Below are 16801 nucleotides of genomic sequence, written 5' to 3'. Positions count from 1 at the left end.
GGGGTTTTCTTGCGGCTCAACCCGCCGGCTGCGTCACCTTGCTCCAGGCCTCGTACAGGTCCTCGTCGCTTTCATCGCGCACCGGCAGCGAATGCAGCTTCATCTCACGCTGCTCCACCGGCCGGGCGATCTCGACGTAGCCACGTGCGGCCGACAGGTCGAAGGGCTCGCCGTCTTCGTTCGAGTAGGCGTAGAACACCTCCTTCACGCCCGACAGGTACATGGCCGTCAGGCACATCGAGCACGGGTAGCCGCTGGCATACACGGTGCAGCCCGACAGGTCGGTGCTCTTCAGGGCCTTCGCGGCGGCGCGCACGGCCTGCATCTCGGCGTGGGCCGAGGGGTCGCACAGGGCGTCCACCTCGTTGACGGCGGTGGCAATCACCTTGCCGTCGCGCGCGATCACGGCGCCGAAGGGCCAGGTCTTGCGCTCGCGGATGTTGCCCATGGCGAGGCGGATGGAGTCGAGCAGGTACGCGCCTGCGTGGGGGTCATGGGATGTTGTCATTCAGGAAAAGCTCCCGCGGTCAGCTGCCGCGATAGGTGGAAAAAAACCAGGGGGCGCACAGCATCGGCACGTGGTAGTGCTGCGCGGCGTCGGCGATGGCAAAGCGCACGGGCACCACATCCGACAGCGCATCGGCCGCCTTGAAGTGGTCCCCGACATGGAACTGCAGCTCGAACTGCCCGGTGCGCGCCGAGGCGGCGGCGAGCATGGGCGCGTCGGTGCGGCCGTCGGCGTTGGTGCGCGTGCTGTTCAGGCGCGTCGGCGGCGTGGTCGCCACGTCGTAGAGGTCGACCTTCAGCCCGACGAGCGGGCGGCCGGTGGTGATGTCGAGCACATGGGTCGTGATGCCGGTCATGAGAAGAAAACTCCTTGCGGACGATGGGAACGAACGAGCTTCGCCGGGTCAGCTGCCGCGCGAGTAGGTGTAGCTCCACGGGCCGAACTGGATCGGCAGGTGGATGCGCTCGGCCACGTTGGCCACGCGGATGCGCACCGGCAGCTTCGACAGGAACGGCGGCGTGGGCAGGCGCGATTGCTTGCGCGCAAAGTACTCGTCCACGTGCAGCAGCAGCTCGTAGTCGCCGGCGCGGTAGCTGTCGCCGATCAAGAGCGGCTCGTCGGAGCGGCCGTTGCCGTTCATGGTCACGGTGCGCAGCAGCTTGAAGCCGTCGCCCTCGCGCACCGAGAAGTCGATGCGCAGGCCGGTCGCCGCGGCGCCGTGGAAGGTGTCGAGCGCATGCACGGTCAGGCGCGGGCTCACGCCGTGCAGCACGATCGGGCCGCTGGCCTGGGCCGGGCCGGCGGGTGCGGCCGTTGTTTGCGCAACAGCACCGTGGGGCGCCAGGGCTGCAGCGCCGAGCGCGAGGCCCGACAGCGCGAAGCGACGGCGTGCGGGCAGGGAAATTTCCTTCTCAGGCATGGACCGCTCCTTGGGAGATGGACGCACCCAGCAGCGTGTCGATGCGACCGCGGGTGATGAGGCCGATCTGCGTCAGCGCCGCGCGGCGCTCGGCTTCGGTGGACTCGGCGGCGCGGCTGCGCAGCGCCTCGAAGATCTGGCCCTTGGTGCTGCGCCGCACCGCGATGATGAAAGGAAAGCCGTGCCGCTCTCGGTACACGCGGTTCAGCCGCTGGATCTCGGCCATCTCTTCGCGGCTCAGCGCATTCAGGCCCGCACTGCCCTGCTCGCCGACCGACTCGGCAGTCATCGTGCCGGACTGGGCTTCGCGGCCCGCCAGCTCGGGGTGGCCGCAGAGGAAGGCCAGCTGCTGGGCGTCGGGTGCGCGGCGCACCACGTCGAGCATGGCTTCGTGCAGCGCGTCGATGGTGGCGAAGGGCCGCAGCGACCAGGCTGAGCGTGCGACCCAGGGCGAGTTCTCGAAAGTCGGCCCGAGTGCGGCGACGAACGCGTCGCAGTCCATGGCGTTGAGCGCCTGGAGATCGAAACGATGGGCGTGGGAAGGCATGGAGCGCATCTCCTTTGTATTCAGACAGTCGGACGAAGGGGTGGGAAGAATCAGCGCGCGGACGTCTTCTGCAGACGCGGCACGAACAGCAGGATCAGCACGGCGGCGCAGACTTCCACCGCCGCGACCACATACAGCCCCGGCGCGAGGCTGCCGGTGGCGGTCTTGATGAGGCCCAGCATCCACGGTGCGCCGAAGCCCGCGAGGTTGGCGATCGAGTTGATCAGCGCCACGCCGCCGGCGGCTGCGGTGCCGGCCAGGAAGCGGTTGGGCATCTGCCAGAACACGGGGATCGCGCTCATGGTGCCGACGATGGCCAGCGTGAGGCCCGCCAGCACGAGGGCCGGGCTCTGGCGCAGGAACAGCGCGACCACCAGCAACGCACCCGAACCCAGCGCCGCGGCCAGTGCGCAGTGGTAGCGCGCCTCCTGGTGGCGGTCGGAGTGGAAGCCGTTCCAGATCATGCCGGCCGCGCCGCACAGGTAGGCTCCGGCCATGATCCAGCCGATGGTCAGCGGGTTGGTGAAACCGATCTCTTTCACCAGCGTCGGGCCGTAGAAGGTGAGCGACGAGTTCGCCGCGATGATGCAGAAGAAGATCAGGATCAGCAGCCAGAACTTGCCGTTCTTCAGCGAGGCCAGCATGCTGTGCTCGCGGTGGCCCAGCGCCTTGCGGTCGCGCTCCAGGTCGTCGTGCACCAGCTGGCGTTCACGCGCCGTGAGCCAGTGGGCCTGCTCGGGGCGGTCGGTCAGGTAGAAGTAGGTGGCGATGCCGGCCAGCACCGAGGGAATGCCCTCGAGCAGCAGCACCCACTGCCAGCCGGCCCAGCCGTTCACGCCGTGCATGTTGTTCATGATGGTGCCGGCCAGCGGCCCGCCGATCACGCCCGCGAAAGCCGAGGCCGACATGAACATGCCGAAGGCCTTGGCGCGCCGGCTGTCCGGGAACCAGTAGGTCAGGTACAGGATGATGCCGGGGTAGAAACCCGCCTCGAACACGCCCAGCAGGAAGCGCAGCAGGTAGAACACCTCGGTGCTCTTCACGAACATCGTGGCGATCGAGGTCAGGCCCCAACCGATGGTGATGCGCATGATGGTCTTCTTGGCGCCGATCTTCTGCAGCAGCAGGTTGCTCGGCACCTCGAAGAAGAAGTAACCCAGGAAGAAGATCCCCGCGCCCAGCCCGTAGGACGCCTCGCTCCACTTCAGGTCGTCGAGCATCGTCAGCTTGATGAAGCCGATGTTGACCCGGTCGATCCAGGCCAGCACCCACAGCAGCATCAGGAAGGGAATCAGGCGGAAGATGATCTTGCGGTAGATGCCGTCCAGTTCCGCCGTGGCGGTGTGTTCCCGGACTGGCGCCATCGTGGCGTCCATGCTCATGGTTGTCTCCATTTCTAGGTGTGGACGGGACGCGCCGCCTGGGACCTTCTGTGGGTCCGCTTGCGGCTGCCGTTCCCGCTGGTGGCGAACTGTAGGCAGATATCGCGGCCCCGGATCACGCTCTCTAGAATGTGCGGCATAACGGTTTGCCATGATGGTCCTGCCGTCGGCAACGCCTCTTTTCTCCGCCCAGCCGCCATGTCACGCTCCCACGCCCCCGTCGACACCTACCTGCTGCGCGTGCTGGTCGCCCTGGTGGCCGAACGCAGCGTCTCCCGGGTGGCGGTGCGGATGAACCAGACCCAGCCCGCCATCAGCACCGCGCTGCGCCGGCTGCGCGAGGTGTTCGCCGACCCCATCCTCGTGCGCGAGCGCAGCGGCATGGTGCCGACCGAGCGGGCGCTGCAGCTGCGCGACCGCGCGCGTGGCGCGCTGCTCGAAATCGACCGCATGCTCTCGGGCCCGGAGCAGTTCGAGCCTGCCTCCAGCGCGATGACCTTCCACCTCGCGCTGCCCGACTACCTGGCGATGAGCTTCCTGGCCGACGTGACCACGCGGTTCCGCGCCGAGGCGCCGCATGCGCGGCTGGTGGTGCACCCGCTGAGCGTCACCTACGACTACGAGCGCGCGCTGGCCCAGGGCGAGCTCGACATCGTCATCGGCAACTGGCCGCAGCCGCCCGACCGGCTGCACCTGTCGCTGCTGCTCGAAGACGACCTGATGTGCCTCATGGGCAAGAACAACCCGCTGGCCGCCAAGGGCGCCATGACGATGGAGCGCTACATCGCGGCGCGCCATGTGGTGCCCACGCCGTATGCGGCGTCGCAGCGCGGCGTGGTCGAAACGCACCTGGCCACCTTGCGCCAGACACGTGAAGCCTGCATTGCCGTGCCCTACTTCACCGTGGCGCCGCACCTGCTGGTGGGCACCGACCTGGTCTTCACCACCGCGCGCCATTTCGCGATGCAGTTCGTGCACACGCTGCCGCTGGTGGCGGTGCCCGCGCCGCAGGGCTTTCCGCGCATGCGCTTCTACCAGCTGTGGCACGACCGCTCGCAGCACGAGCCAGCACACCGCTGGCTGCGCGGCATCCTGGCGGCCGTGGCGTCGGGGCTGGCGCGGCCCGATGCGGCGGCAGAAGCCGCATCGGCAAGCGCCTAGGCGGCCGACCCCGGCGCAGCGGCTGCGCTCCCCCACGCGCGTTCCCCTGCCCTTCGGACGGGTTCCCGCTGCCGGCGCCTGTTCTCTTCCGGCGCGCTGGCCGTGGTGCTCAACCGGTAGCCCTGCCCCGGAACGGCCTGCAGTTCCAGCCCATGGCGCCCCGAGCCCAGCCCGAGCTTGCGACGCAGGCCGCACACGTTCGTGGAGAGCACCCCGGAGCCGCAGCGGTGGCCGCTGTCCCAGACCAGCGCGCGCAGCGCGTGGTGGGTCAGGACCTGATCGACGTTCCTGAACAGCGCGATGGCCAGGTCGAACTCATTGGGTGTCAATTCGACCCGGACGCCGGCCACCTGCGCGCTGTCCGTGGACAGGTCGAAGCGGAACGCGCCCCACTCGACGAACCTGCCCGCCACCCGTGCCCGGCGCCACTCCAGGAAGCACCGCATCAGCAGGTACGCCTCTTCGAAAGAAGACGGCGCCACCTCCACGTGGTCGGGTTCGCGTGCGTGCAGGACCGCCAGTTCACGCAGAACGCGCTTGCCGGCGCTCAGGATCAGCGGGCACTCCGGGCCCACCTGCTCCCGCACCTGGGCGATCAGTGCGCCCGCGGCGCCGGCGTCCACCGGGCAGGCCACGACCACGGCGTCGAAGCGAAGCTGGAGGTAGCGGCACGCCTGCATCAGTTCCAGTGCGCTGGTGAGGACCAGCGGCCAATGGCCGAGCCTGCGGATGGCCCGCCCCATCTGCTGTCGGGGCCGCAGCTCCGGGTCGACCACCGCAATGGTGGCGCACGCGGTCTCGCCCCACGTGATGGGCAGCCGCAGCGTGGAAGGGATGGCGGTGTGGACGGTGCAATGACTCTGCTTCAAGGATCGCTCCAGAGGTGGATGGATGGATCGGATTCCGAATCGCCTTGTGGGCGAGTCGACGGGGTGGCCTGCGCGCCGGACAGCGGGCTAACGGCCCAGGACTTCGAAACGCCCCGCGCCTTCCCAGGTGCTCTCGGCCGCGACGCGCGTGGCGGCGGCGCCCACGAAGGGCTCGATCTCGAGCTGGACCGTCAGGCGTTGGCCCTGGGCCAGGCCTGCGCCGTCCATGGGCGACATCCGGTCGCCGGGTCGAAGCAGCGACGAAGGGGCCGAGCCTGTGGCGTCCGCCTGCGATGCGGCCAGGCGAACCGACCTGCCGTCGAGCTGCGTCTGCACGACCCGGAGAGTGAAGCGACCGTTCCCGGCAAAGCGGAACCCCGTGTCGTCCGCTGCCGCGCCCTGGAACGACAGCGCCATCGCCGTGCGTTCGGCGCACACCGCCGTGAGCGTCACGAGGCGCTTGCCCAGCGAGGCGCGGGCGGGGTCGGGCTGGCGCTCCAGCAGTTGTCCGCGGGTCATCCGTCCGTAGTCGACGTGCGGCTCGCTCAGTTGCGTGTCGCAGCGTGCCGAGGCCTGTGCATGCGCCGGCGTTCCTGCCAGGGCGAAGAGCGCGGCAAGCGCCATGCCGAACAACGCGCGGTCCCGGCGCAGGTTTTTCATCGTGATCATTCGTGTGCTTCCATGGCCGTGCAGGTGGCATCGGCCGATTCAAAGTAGGTAGCGGCGTCGGAGGTTTCCGGCAGCGAAAACGCGAGCCTGCAGCTGTCGCCGTTCGACAGCGTGACCCGCAGGTTCGCGCCGTCCCGCACGTCGGGCAGAAAGACCTGCCCGCCGTCGACGACCGAGGTGACGTACTGGTTGTCGCCGTCGACCACCGCCCCGCCCTTCTCGAGCGCCTTCCCTGCGGGACCGACGGCTTTCAGCAGCACCCGGCGGGCGTTGACCACGCCGAAGCGGATGTGGTTGACCGATCCGCGGCCCGCATCGAGCTCCTGGTAGCCGTTCACCAGGTCGACGTTGCGCGGCAGCGACCGGGTCGCAACCTCCAGCCGGCTTGTGTGGTACGGGAACAGCTGCGGGGCCACCGCGCGCCCCCAGGCGTCGGTCCACACGGGGCCTTGCGGCGTGCCGATCCGGACGCCGGACACCTTCCCCACCGAGACGATGCCGAAGGTGTCCTGCACGGGGTACGGCGAGAACGTCACGCCGTCCTTGTGGGCGACGATGCCGCCCTGCAGCTGCCCGCTGTAGGTGGTGGTGGAACCGTTGCGCGAGAACCCCAGGTTGGCCTGCGTGTAGCGCGGCAGCAGGCTCAGGCGCCCCCCGAAGTCGTTGCGCCCGTCGCGGCTGTCGCGCTCGGCCGAGACCTGGTAGCTCGTCGTGTCGTCGATGCGCTCGTTGAGCGTGACGCCGGCGCGGGTGCGGTCGTCGTAGCGGTTGACGTAGGTCTTGAGCGTTTTCGAGCCCAGCGGAATGCTCACGGTGACATAGGCCGCATGCCGGTTGTCGAAGCGGCCCAGGTCGCCGGTGCTGCGTTCCAGGTTGAGCGACACCGTGGCGTGCGGGAACGACTTCACCCACGAGCCGATCACGCGCTGGATGCTGCGTCCGTCGAAGGTCGAGGAGGCCGAATAGGCCAGCCGAAAACTGCCAAGGTCCGCGTCGGTCCAGCCGACGGAGCCCGTGTACTGGCCCTTGTGGCGCTGGCGCGTCCAGGCGGTGTCGAACAGGTTCCGGTTGACCGTGTCCGCCAGGGCGCGGTAGCCCCGGGTCTGCTGTGTGGCGCTCAGCGACGCCGACAAGGCAGGCGAGATCACGCTGCTCAGCGAGGCATCGACCTGCGTGCCGCGCACGCCCTCACCCGTCGCGTTGGACACGGCCTGGCGAAACCCCGCCATCGTGCCCGGCACCACCATGCGGTTCACGGCCCATGCCGCGGCCTGGTAGCGCGAGGCCGCCATGGCGCCCGCCGTCAGGTGCGTGCGCTTGTCCAGTGCCCAGGTGCCGGTGCCGGTCGCCACCCAGGGCTTGTCTTGCAGGTCGCGGTGGCCGTACGGGCGGTAGCGCCCGACGGCGAACGCGTAGCCCGCCGTGGTGCGCAGCGCGGTCGCGCCCAGGGCGGCGGCCGGCACGGTGAACGGCCGACGCGAGCCGTCGGCCTCGATGACCGTCACCTCCAGGTCGCTCGCGCCGCTGAGCAGCGGCAGGCCCGTCAGCGAGAACGGCCCGGGCGGAACGACCGTCGAATAGATCAGCGCGTGGTTCTGCCGCACCTCGACGCGGGCTTGCGTGTGGGCGATGCCCTCGACCACGGCGCCGTTGTCGCGTGCGTCGGCGCGCAGGGCCTCCTCCGGGACGATCTGCACGCCCAAGATCGGATCGCCCGGGAAGACCGAGCTGGCGATGTTGATCTGGCCGCCCTGCACCGTCGAGCCCAGGCCGGTCAGCGTCTTCTGGCCGTAGGCATGCAGGTGCTGGAGCTTCTCCTTGCCGTTGCTCGACGTGTAGCTCTGGCGACTGCGGAAGATCCAGTCGCCCACGTTCAGGCCGGCTTCGGTGCTCAGCGAATGGAAGCTGCTGGTGCCACCGGCATGGCGGCTGTCCATCGTCAGCAGGTCGTAGTTCAGCAGGCCGGCAGCGCCGCCGCTGCTGAAGGTGTCGGCGCGCTCGCGGGCCCGGAACGCATCGGTCGGCACGATGAGGCGGACCTCGTCCCTGCCGGGGCGCAGCTCGATGATGGTGCTGGGGAACTGGCGCTGGAATTCATCGCAGGCCGTGGCGCCCGCCGCTGCGTCGCCCACCTCCGGGCCGGTGACAAGGCCGGCCTTGTCCCGCAGTGTCTTGTCGAAGCACAGGCGGCCTTCCGCATCGAAGGTGGCAGGCACCAGCCCGCGGCGCTCGTCGTTGACGAACAGCGTCACGACGTTCGTCCCGGTGCGAAAGCGGGCTTCGTGCTGGAAATACTCCGCCAGCTTCGGGTCGAGGCCACGCTGCTTGAGCACGTCCAGGTCGAAGCCGGCGACCTGCTTCTCCTTGACGAACTGCTCGATGGCGTCGGCGCGCTCCTCGCCGGCCAGGGCAAAGGCCGAGGGAGACACCAGCAGCACGGAAAGCATCGCCGGCAGGCCGACCAAAGCGCCCTTCGTGCGCTCGCCCACCACCGCCGCGGCGACCGGCGAGCGGCGGTGAGTTCGGTGCCACGCGCGCCCGCGCGGCCGGTGTGCGGCCGCCGAGGCCGCGGTGCGGAAGGACAGTGCAGCCATCGTCAGTGCGCCGCGAGTCGGACGTCGTAGCTGGCCACGGTGAAGCCGTACACCGTCGCGGGCACCAGCCGCACCGTGGCGGCCCCACGGGCCGCAGCCGACAAGGGCACTTCCACGGTCTCACCGGGCAGCACATAGGGGCGCGGCAGCTCGACCGTCGCGGTAGACGGCAGCAGCTGCACCGAGGTGGCCAGGCGCACGACGTACGGGCTGTCGTTCACGACGCGCAGCGTGTCGGCCCCGGCCGACCACTTCAGTCGCTTCCATGGCTGGTCGTCCTTCGCCAGGCCCTTGGGGTGGATCAGCACCGGCAGGTTCTGGCGAACGTTCATGTTCACGCGGATGCCCGGTTCCATGTTCTTCGGCGGGATGCCTTCGAAGGTCACGCGCCGCAGGCGCTGCGTCGTGAGCGGCTGCCTGGTCTGCAGCAGAAATCGCACGAGCTGGGTTTGCCCCGGCTCGACCCGGGCGACCGGCGGCGTCACGATCAGCAGGGTGTCGTCGTCTCCGGGGATGCCCGCCAGCGACGTGAACATGAGGGCCGGCTTGGCATCCGTGTTCTTGACGTTGATGCTGGCTTCGCCATCGCTCTCGTTGACGATGACGATCGAGGTCTCCGGCAGCATGCCCGCGGCATGCAGCGGCAGCGGCGCGAGGCCCACGGCCAGTGCGGCCGAGACGGACAGTGCAAAAGCAAAGGTGGCGGGGATGAATTTCACGGTTCTCTTTCCTGTGTACGGACGAGCGCGTCCGCCGTCTCGAAAGGGGCGCTTTCGAGAAGAATCAAAAATGGGGTGGATCGACGGGCTGTTCGCCAGCCGTGGCGCCAGGGGGCACCGCGCCGATCCCGATCGGTCCGGGCGCGATGCCGGATGGCCCTCGATGCCAGGGCGGGCTCGGGGAGCCGGATGTCCTGGAGAGGGTTGTGCCCGATACCTCGGCCGGCACAACCCTGCATCGAGCGGCGGCGCCGCCCGATGCAGCCCAGTGGCTTACAGGTAGACGAGTTCGAACGTCGACAGGCCGTCCAGCGGGATCTCGCGGTTCAGCGACAGGTTATTGCCCCGGTCGATGGCGGTGCCCACAATGAAAGAAGCCTTGATGGAGCGGTAGGCGTCGGGCGCCCTGTCCGAGACGAAGTCGGCGAATGCAAAGAGCGACTCGCCGCCAGTGGTCATGCCGCCTTGAGTGCCCCCCCAGTTCAACCCGCCGTTCGAGCTCTCAAGGGGATACGCGTAGCCTCGATCGCTGGTCGCGCTCAGGACCCGCATCGAATAGGCGCCAGTGTTCTTGCCATCCACAGCGCCCAAGCCGAACTTGTAGCGCGCATCGGTCTGCCCGGAAATGGTTTCCAGGGAAGTTACCGCGGTCCCCGCGCGTTCGTCGACCACCTTGAAGGCAAACAACGTAGACGCATCGCAGGTCAGGGTCAAATGGGTCGACTTTTGCGGGAGCGTGGTCTGCGCCGTCGGTTTCAGCGAGCTGGCGGGAATCTTGCCGTAGTCGATCACGCCACCGTTGGAAAAAGCCGGTTGGCAAGCGGCCGGCACGATGGTGCCGGCGATCCGGAGCTCGGCACTTTCCGCGCTCGCATGGATCGGCGCGAACATCACGGCGGCCACACCGGAGATGGCAGCAAGGGTTGCAATTCTCTTCACAAATTTTTCCTTAGGGAGCTTCAAGAAAGTCTCAAGCGGGGGATTCGCCGGGACCCGTCCAGGGTCCCGAGACGATGCGCTTGACGACAGAAGAACCACGAGCGCAGATGGATCGACGGGCTCTTCGTCGGCCGTTGCTTACAGGTAGACGAGCTCGAACGTCGACAGGCCGTCGAGCGGGATCTCGTGGGTCAACGGCAGGTTGCTGCCCTTGTCGATGGCGGTCACCACGCGGATGTCGGCCGCGATGGACCTGTGGGCGGTGGGCACCGTTCCCGTGGCGCTGCCGCCGAAGGCGACGAGCCTGCCACCGTCACCGGCCATGCCGCCGTCAAAGGCGATCCATGTCGCCCCGCCGTCCAGGCTGGCAAGGTGGTTGGTGGTGGCCGCCTTGCCGGCCGACATCGTGCTCATGGATTTCTCGCTCGGCCCTTCCGACATCGACGGGCTCAACCTCCTGCGGGCGCTGAAGGTCCGGCATCCACTCAGCCAGACGATCGTCATCTCCGCGCACTACGGCGCGGCCACCGTGGCACTGGCGCTGAAGGCCGGCGCGCGCGGCTACGTCGGTAAGAGCCAGGAACTCGGCGAGGTGGTGGCGGCCGTGCGCACGGTGGCCAAGGGCCGCATCCACCTGCATCCCGACATGGCGGCGGACATCGCGACCCATTCCGAAGCAGCCTCGCACCACACCGACGCCGACGCGCTCACGGCGCATCCCCTGCTGTCCCCGCGCGAGCGCGAGGTGCTGCGCTGCTGCCTGGAAGGCCTGTCGGTCACGCAGATCGCGGCGAAGTTCTCCCGCAACGTGAACACCATCAGCACGCAGAAACACGCGGCCTTCCGCAAGCTCGGCATCCGCACGGACAACGAGCTGTTCAAGATCCGCCACCAGCTGGACAAGACATGAACCCCTGGCGCGCGCTCGGGCGAGTGGCCCGCTGGACGATGTGCGGCGCGATGGCCCTCCCCGCCGGCCCCGCATGGGCGCAGACGCAGCCCGTCTTCACCGAGGAAGAGCATCGCTGGATGAACGCCAACCCCGTCGTGCGCTATGCCGCCGACACGCGGCTGAGCCCGCTGGAGTCCATCGAGCACGGCCGCTACAAGGGCCTCATCGCGGAGTACCTCGACGCGGTCGCGCGCAAGTCGGGCCTGCGCTTCGAGCTGCACGCCACCCACGACTGGCAGGAAGCCCAGCAGGCCTTCCTCGACGGCAAGGTCGACATGTTCCCGAACGCCAGCGCCCAGCGCACCACGCGCGAGGTCGGCGCCCGGCTGCGCCTGACCGATCCCTTCTTCGTGGCACAGACCCTCATCGTCACGCGCACCGATGCCCCGATCGTCCTGCACATGAAGGACCTGGAGGGCAAGGTGGCGGCCGTGCGCGGCGGGGGCTCCTACGAGCATGTCTTTGCCGATCGCTACCCCGGCGTGCGCGTGCTGCCCACCAGCGAACCGATGGAGAGCCTGGACGCGGTGATCTCAGGCCAGGCCTATGCCGCCATCGGCTCCGACGCGGTGTTCCTGCCCATGATGCGCCGCAGGTATGCCAGCCGGCTGAGCATCTCGGGCACGGTGGGCGACCTGCTGTACCTGGCCCAGATGGGCGTTCGCGCCGACCTGCCGCTGCTGCATTCGATCGTGGAGAAGTCGCTCGCCAGCCTCTCGGCGGCGGAAACCGGCCAGATGAACGACCGGTGGCTGGAGCAGACCGACTTCGGCGAACCGTCGCTGCTGTCGATCGTGCGCTACCGCCTGCCGCAGCTGTTGCTGCTGCTCGGCGGCGTCGTGCTGCTCGGCTGGTTCGCCTGGCGCGCCCGCGTGGCGCAGCGCGCCGCACAGAAGAGCGAGCGCACCAAGTCGAACTTCCTGGCGGTCATGAGCCACGAGATCCGCACGCCCATGAACGCTGTGCTGGCCTCCATCGAGATGCTGGCGCACACGCCGCTGGATGCACGCCAGAAGCGCTTCACGCGCACCGCCTCGGCGGCTGCCGAAGCCCTGCTGTCGCTGCTGGACGATGTGCTCGACCTCTCGAAGCTGGACGCCCGGCGCCTCGCGCTGGAACTGGTGCCCACCGACGTCGACACGCTGGCGCAAAAGGTGGCGCATGTGGCGCGCGTCAACGCGCAGGACAAGCCGCTGGTCATCGCGGTGCGCACGCACAACCCCTCGGGCCGCCAGGTGCTGATCGACCCCACGCGGTTGCGGCAAGTGCTGCTCAACCTGCTGGGAAATGCCGTGAAGTTCACCGAGCGCGGGCGCATCGACGTGACGCTGGAGCTGCTGGACGACGGCGACATGAACGGCCTGCTGACGGTCACTGTGAGCGACACCGGCATCGGCATCGCGCCCTCGCAGCAGGCCACCCTCTTCGACGCCTATTCGCAGGCCGACAGCGCCACGACCCGGCGCTTCGGCGGCACCGGGCTGGGGCTGACCATCTGCAAGGAGCTGGTCGAGTTGATGGGCGGCGAGATCCGGTTGACCAGCCGCCTTGGTGCGGGCACCTCGGTCGAGTTCGCCTTGCCGGTGCAGCTCGGGGCACCGGCACAAGAGGTTTCCAGGGGCACCGCTGCGGCGCATGGCAAGCCGCCTTCCGGTCCTGCGGCCACCGTGCTGGTCGTGGAGGACCACCCGGGCAACCAGTTCATCATCGCGGAGCAGTTGCGCCTGCTGGGCTATGACGCCCGGATCGAAGCCGACGGCGCGGCGGCACTGGCCGCGCTCGCGCCGCCGCATCCTTTTGCGCTCGTGCTCATGGACTGCCACATGCCCGGAATGAGCGGCTACGAAGCGACACGCCGCATCCGGGAGTGCGAGCGCGAGGCCGGTGCGAACCATCTGCCCGTGATCGCGATCTCGGCCGCAACCGACTCGGCGCACCTCGACGAATGCATGGAATGCGGGATGGACGGCGTGCTCAAGAAGCCGCTGCGGCTGGACGAGCTGTCGAGCATGCTGCAGCTCTGGCTGGGCGGCGCGCCGTCGTCGCCGCAGCAACCCGACTCGGCCTTGCCACCGCAGTTTCACGAGGCCATGGAGGAAGACCTGGCGGCGTTGCGTCGGGCGTTCGCTGCGGGCGACACCGCGAGTGCGGCGCACCATGCGCACCGGATCAGGGGCGCGGCCTTGATGGTCGACGCTGCGGCCGTGGCAGCGCCTGCCGACGCGTTGGAAGATATCGCCCGCGGCGACACCGCTTCGGATCACATGCGCGTGGCGGACCTGCTGGACGAACTCCAGCTTGCACTTTCGGCGATGGCCGCATCTTGAACCGACGGCGCCTCAATCCTGCGCCATCTGCTCCTGCATCAACCGCCGAAGAATCGCCAGCGCCGGCGCCTCCGTGCGCTGGCGCAGCGTCACCAGCCCGAAGCGCGCCGTGCCGCGCATCGGCGGCTCCATCCGCAGCCGGACCAGGTCGGGCGCCGTCGCGTGCACCGCCAGCAGCACCGTGTCGCTCTGGCGCACCACATCGGCGATGCTGGGCAGCTCCTCGCACTGCAGGGTCACGCAGTTGGCCGGATGCGCCTGCGGGCCGTAGGTCTCGACCAGCGTGCGGGCCACCTCGTCGCTCAGCGGCGTCGAGGCGATCGGGTAGCGCTGCACCGCCTCGAAACTCACGCCCTTGCGCAGCCGCGTGAGCGGATGGCCGCGGCGGCACAGGAAAGCGCCGCGCAGCTCGTACACGTGGGTCAGCACCAGGTCGGGCGCGGGCTTGAGCGCGCGCGCATCGACCACCAGCGCGTCCAGGCTGCGCTCGCGCAGCGCCTGCGCCAGCAGGTCGGTGCTGCCGCGCGCGATCACGGTGCGCACGGCCGGGTGGTGCGTCGCCATGTGCAGCAAAAAGGGCGTCATCAGCAGCGCGCCCGGCCCCGAGCCCAGCCCGATGCGCACCGTGCCGCCCTCGCCTTCGCGCATCTGCCGGCCACGGTCGCGCAGCGCCTCGGCCTCCGACACCAAGAGCCGCGCGCGCTCCAGCACCTCGCGCCCGAAGGCCGTGAGCTCGTTGCGCCGGCCGATGCGGTCGAACAACGGCATGCCCAGCTCGTCCTCGAGCGCGCGCACGCTGCGGCTGAGCGCGGGCTGTGTCAGGTGCAGCGCCTGCGCCGACTGGCTGAACGAGCCCGTGTGGGCCAGCGAAATCAGGTGCCTCAGTTGAACCAGCGTCATGGCGAAAGCCTCGTTTTCATGAATGCATTGGACTCATGCTAATGCAGCCAACAATGCATTGGACGTTGCGCGGGGCCGCTCCTAGCATTCCCCTGCATCCGGCCCCACGAGCCGGCACCACCCCAGGAGACATGACTTTGACGACGACTTCGCTCTTCCGATCCGCGCTGCTGCTCGGCTGCGGGCTGATGCTGCTGGCCGCGGGCCCCGCCCGCGCCGACGGCTTTCCCGCCAAGCCCGTGAACCTGATGGTTCCCTACCCGGCCGGCGGCCCCTCGGACGCCACCGCGCGCATCTTCACCGTGCCGCTGGGCAAGGCGCTGGGCCAGCAGGTGGTCGTGGAGAACCTGGGCGGCGTGAGCGGCGCCATGGCCGCGCAGAAGGTACTGGCCGCGCCGGCCGACGGCTACTACCTCTTTCAGGGCTCGCCCAACGAGATCATCCTGGCGCCGCTGGCCAATGCGGCCGTGAAGCTCAAGGCCGAAGACTTCCGCATGGTGCACCCGGTGGCCGAGGCGGTGATGGTCTTCGTCGCCCGCAAGGACCTGCCGGCCAACAGCGTCGACGAGCTCATTGCCCTGGCGCGCAAGTCGCCCGACAAGCCGCTGTCGTACGGCAGCGTGGGCATCGGCTCGCTGTACCACCTGATCCTCGAGAAGGTGCAGCTGGACACCGGCGTGAAGCTCATGCACGCGCCCTACAAGGGCAACGCGCCGCTGCTGCAGGACATCGGCGGCGGCCAGGTCGACTTTGCCGTGCTGGTGTACAGCGCCGCCATGGGCGCGCTGGCCGACCAGGGCCGGCTGAAGATCCTCGGCCAGCTCGGCGGGCAGCGCTCGGAGCTGCTGAAGAACGTGCCCACCGCCAGCGAAGGCAAGGAGCTGAAGAACTTCAACTACAAGACCTGGAGCGGCTTCTTCGTGCGCAAGAACACGCCCGAGGACGTGGTGCAGAAGCTGCACCAGGCCGTCGGCGCGGCGCTGAAGGAAACCAGCGTGCGCGAGCAGCTCGCGGCCCAGACGCAGCTGGCCTCGCCGCAGACGACGCTGGCCGAATCGGCGAAGTTCTACGAAGCCGAGACCGCGCGCTACCGCGACATCGCCAAGTCCATCCGCCTGGAACCCCAATGAGCACCACCGCCCTCCTGAACGACCTGCACGCCAGCGCCGACACCTTCATCGGCATCCGCCGCGACATCCACCAGCACCCCGAACTCGGCTTCGACGAGCACCGCACCTCGGCGCTGGTGGCCGCAAAACTCCAGGCCTGGGGCTACACCGTCGAGCGCCATGTGGGCGGCACCGGCGTGGTGGGCCGGCTGGTGCGCGGCAGCGGTACGCGCCGCCTCGGCCTGCGCGCCGACATGGACGCCCTGCCCATCGACGAGGCCACAGGCCTGGCTTACGCCAGCGCGCACACGGGCGTGATGCACGCCTGCGGCCACGACGGCCACACGGCGATGCTGCTGGCGGCGGCGCAGCACCTGGCCGAACGCGGGCGCTTCGACGGCACGCTGAACCTGATCTTCCAGCCCGCCGAGGAAGGCGGCGGCGGCGCGGTGCGCATGATCGACGACGGCCTGTTCGAGCGCTACCCCTGCGACGCCATCTTCGCGATGCACAACATGCCCGGCATGGCGCAGGGCCGGCTGGCGATGCGCGAAGGCCCGGCCATGGCCTCGTCCGACTACGCCACCATCACCCTCACCGGCGTGGGCGGCCACGGCGCCATGCCGCACCGCGCGGCCGACCCCATCGTGGCCGCGGCCAGCACCGTGATGGCGCTGCAGAGCGTGGTCTCGCGCAACATCGACCCACTGCAGATGGCGGTGGTCACGGTGGGCGCCATCCACGCGGGCAAGGCCAACAACGTGATCCCGCAGAGCGCCGTGCTCGAGCTGAGCGTGCGGGCCCTCGACCGCGAGGTGCGCAAGAAGATCGAAACCCGCATCAAGGCGCTGGTGGCCGCGCAGGCCGAGAGCTTCGGCGTGCAGGCGCAGATCGACTGGCGGCCCGGCTACGCGGTGCTGGTCAACACGCCCGAAGAAACCGCCTTTGCCCGCACGGTGGCCGAAGAACTCGTGGGCCCGGCGCAGGTCACCTGGCAAACGCCGCCGCTGCCGGGCAGCGAAGACTTCGCCTTCATGCTGGAGCGCGTGCCCGGCTGCTACCTGCTCATCGGCAATGGCGACGGCGACGCGCACGGCGCCTGCATGGTCCACAACCCGGGCTACGACTTCAACGACAGCAACGTTGCGGTGGGTGGCGCCTACTGGGTGCTGCTGACCGAGCGCTTCCTGCGCGCCGCGAACTGAA

17 protein-coding genes are annotated in these 16801 nt (G+C 69.1%); 5 read left to right on the top strand and 12 right to left on the bottom strand.

The annotated features are described in order from the left end of the window. Nucleotides 1-16: 16 nt before the first annotated feature. From AC3WQM_RS28290 to AC3WQM_RS28270, 5 genes are read right to left on the bottom strand one after another with little or no spacing between them, the layout of a single operon-like run. A complete protein-coding gene (locus tag AC3WQM_RS28290) occupies nt 17-508 on the bottom strand; it encodes a nucleoside deaminase (RefSeq protein WP_492683334.1) in 492 nt (163 codons plus the stop codon). A 19-nt stretch (nt 509-527) separates the two neighbouring features. After that, on the bottom strand, nt 528-863 hold the full coding sequence (gene uraH / locus AC3WQM_RS28285) for a hydroxyisourate hydrolase (protein ID WP_062472877.1): 336 nt from the start codon (nt 861-863) through the stop codon (nt 528-530). 48 nt (nt 864-911) lie between these two features. Beyond that, nucleotides 912-1427: a hydroxyisourate hydrolase gene (locus tag AC3WQM_RS28280; protein WP_307638215.1), complete on the bottom strand. Its 516-nt coding sequence runs from the start codon at nt 1425-1427 to the stop codon at nt 912-914. After that, the gene (uraD, locus tag AC3WQM_RS28275) at nt 1420-1974 is read right to left on the bottom strand and encodes a 2-oxo-4-hydroxy-4-carboxy-5-ureidoimidazoline decarboxylase (RefSeq protein ID WP_095747602.1); all 555 of its coding nucleotides are present in this window, start codon (nt 1972-1974) and stop codon (nt 1420-1422) included. Before uraD ends, AC3WQM_RS28280 begins: the two co-directional genes overlap by 8 nt. A 50-nt stretch (nt 1975-2024) precedes the next feature. Then, the gene (locus AC3WQM_RS28270; protein ID WP_492683389.1) at nt 2025-3350 is read right to left on the bottom strand and encodes an MFS transporter; all 1326 of its coding nucleotides are present in this window, start codon (nt 3348-3350) and stop codon (nt 2025-2027) included. Between the two features lie 204 nt (nt 3351-3554). Between AC3WQM_RS28270 and AC3WQM_RS28265 the strand changes: the two genes are divergently transcribed. Beyond that, a complete protein-coding gene (locus tag AC3WQM_RS28265) occupies nt 3555-4517 on the top strand; it encodes a LysR family transcriptional regulator (RefSeq protein ID WP_095947651.1) in 963 nt (320 codons plus the stop codon). Here AC3WQM_RS28265 and AC3WQM_RS28260 read toward each other — a convergent pair. The 6 genes from AC3WQM_RS28260 to AC3WQM_RS28235 form a co-directional block, all read right to left on the bottom strand. Then, on the bottom strand, nt 4514-5386 hold the full coding sequence (locus AC3WQM_RS28260) for a winged helix-turn-helix transcriptional regulator (protein WP_492683333.1): 873 nt from the start codon (nt 5384-5386) through the stop codon (nt 4514-4516). The genes AC3WQM_RS28265 and AC3WQM_RS28260 overlap by 4 nt on opposite strands. Nucleotides 5387-5473: 87 nt before the next feature. Then, nucleotides 5474-6046, bottom strand: coding sequence for a DUF1120 domain-containing protein (locus AC3WQM_RS28255; RefSeq protein ID WP_492683332.1), 573 nt, complete (start codon nt 6044-6046; stop codon nt 5474-5476). 5 nt (nt 6047-6051) lie between these two features. Then, nucleotides 6052-8649, bottom strand: coding sequence for a fimbria/pilus outer membrane usher protein (locus tag AC3WQM_RS28250; protein ID WP_492683331.1), 2598 nt, complete (start codon nt 8647-8649; stop codon nt 6052-6054). A gap of 2 nt (nt 8650-8651) precedes the next feature. Next, nucleotides 8652-9368: a fimbria/pilus chaperone family protein gene (locus AC3WQM_RS28245; RefSeq protein WP_492683330.1), complete on the bottom strand. Its 717-nt coding sequence runs from the start codon at nt 9366-9368 to the stop codon at nt 8652-8654. 273 nt (nt 9369-9641) lie between these two features. Then, nucleotides 9642-10331 (bottom strand): DUF1120 domain-containing protein, encoded by a 690-nt coding sequence (locus AC3WQM_RS28240; RefSeq protein WP_492683328.1) that lies wholly within the window; start codon nt 10329-10331, stop codon nt 9642-9644. A 114-nt stretch (nt 10332-10445) separates the two neighbouring features. After that, nucleotides 10446-10712, bottom strand: coding sequence for a hypothetical protein (locus tag AC3WQM_RS28235; protein WP_492683327.1), 267 nt, complete (start codon nt 10710-10712; stop codon nt 10446-10448). Between AC3WQM_RS28235 and AC3WQM_RS28230 the strand changes: the two genes are divergently transcribed. Together AC3WQM_RS28230 and AC3WQM_RS28225 are read left to right on the top strand one after the other, a co-directional pair. Further along, nucleotides 10690-11217: a LuxR C-terminal-related transcriptional regulator gene (locus tag AC3WQM_RS28230; protein ID WP_492683326.1), complete on the top strand. Its 528-nt coding sequence runs from the start codon at nt 10690-10692 to the stop codon at nt 11215-11217. The two genes, AC3WQM_RS28235 and AC3WQM_RS28230, sit on opposite strands and share 23 nt — an antisense overlap. After that, nucleotides 11214-13586, top strand: a complete 2373-nt coding sequence (locus AC3WQM_RS28225; protein WP_492683324.1) for an ATP-binding protein — start codon at nt 11214-11216, stop codon at nt 13584-13586. The genes AC3WQM_RS28230 and AC3WQM_RS28225 overlap by 4 nt, the downstream gene beginning before the upstream one ends. Before the next feature lie 12 nt (nt 13587-13598). On the opposite strand, the gene AC3WQM_RS28220 is transcribed toward AC3WQM_RS28225, so the two are convergent. Next, entirely contained in the window at nt 13599-14486 is an 888-nt protein-coding gene (locus AC3WQM_RS28220) for a LysR family transcriptional regulator (protein ID WP_492683323.1), read from the bottom strand. A 131-nt stretch (nt 14487-14617) separates the two neighbouring features. Between AC3WQM_RS28220 and AC3WQM_RS28215 the strand changes: the two genes are divergently transcribed. After that, the gene (locus AC3WQM_RS28215; protein ID WP_492683321.1) at nt 14618-15616 is read left to right on the top strand and encodes a tripartite tricarboxylate transporter substrate binding protein; all 999 of its coding nucleotides are present in this window, start codon (nt 14618-14620) and stop codon (nt 15614-15616) included. Beyond that, nucleotides 15613-16800, top strand: a complete 1188-nt coding sequence (locus AC3WQM_RS28210) for a M20 aminoacylase family protein (RefSeq protein ID WP_492683320.1) — start codon at nt 15613-15615, stop codon at nt 16798-16800. Before AC3WQM_RS28215 ends, AC3WQM_RS28210 begins: the two co-directional genes overlap by 4 nt. The last annotated feature ends 1 nt before the right edge of the window (nt 16801 follow it).

The sequence above is a fragment of the Variovorax sp. FW301-JW7 genome (assembly GCF_058788795.1).
This window is presented reverse-complemented; position numbering and strand designations above follow the sequence as displayed.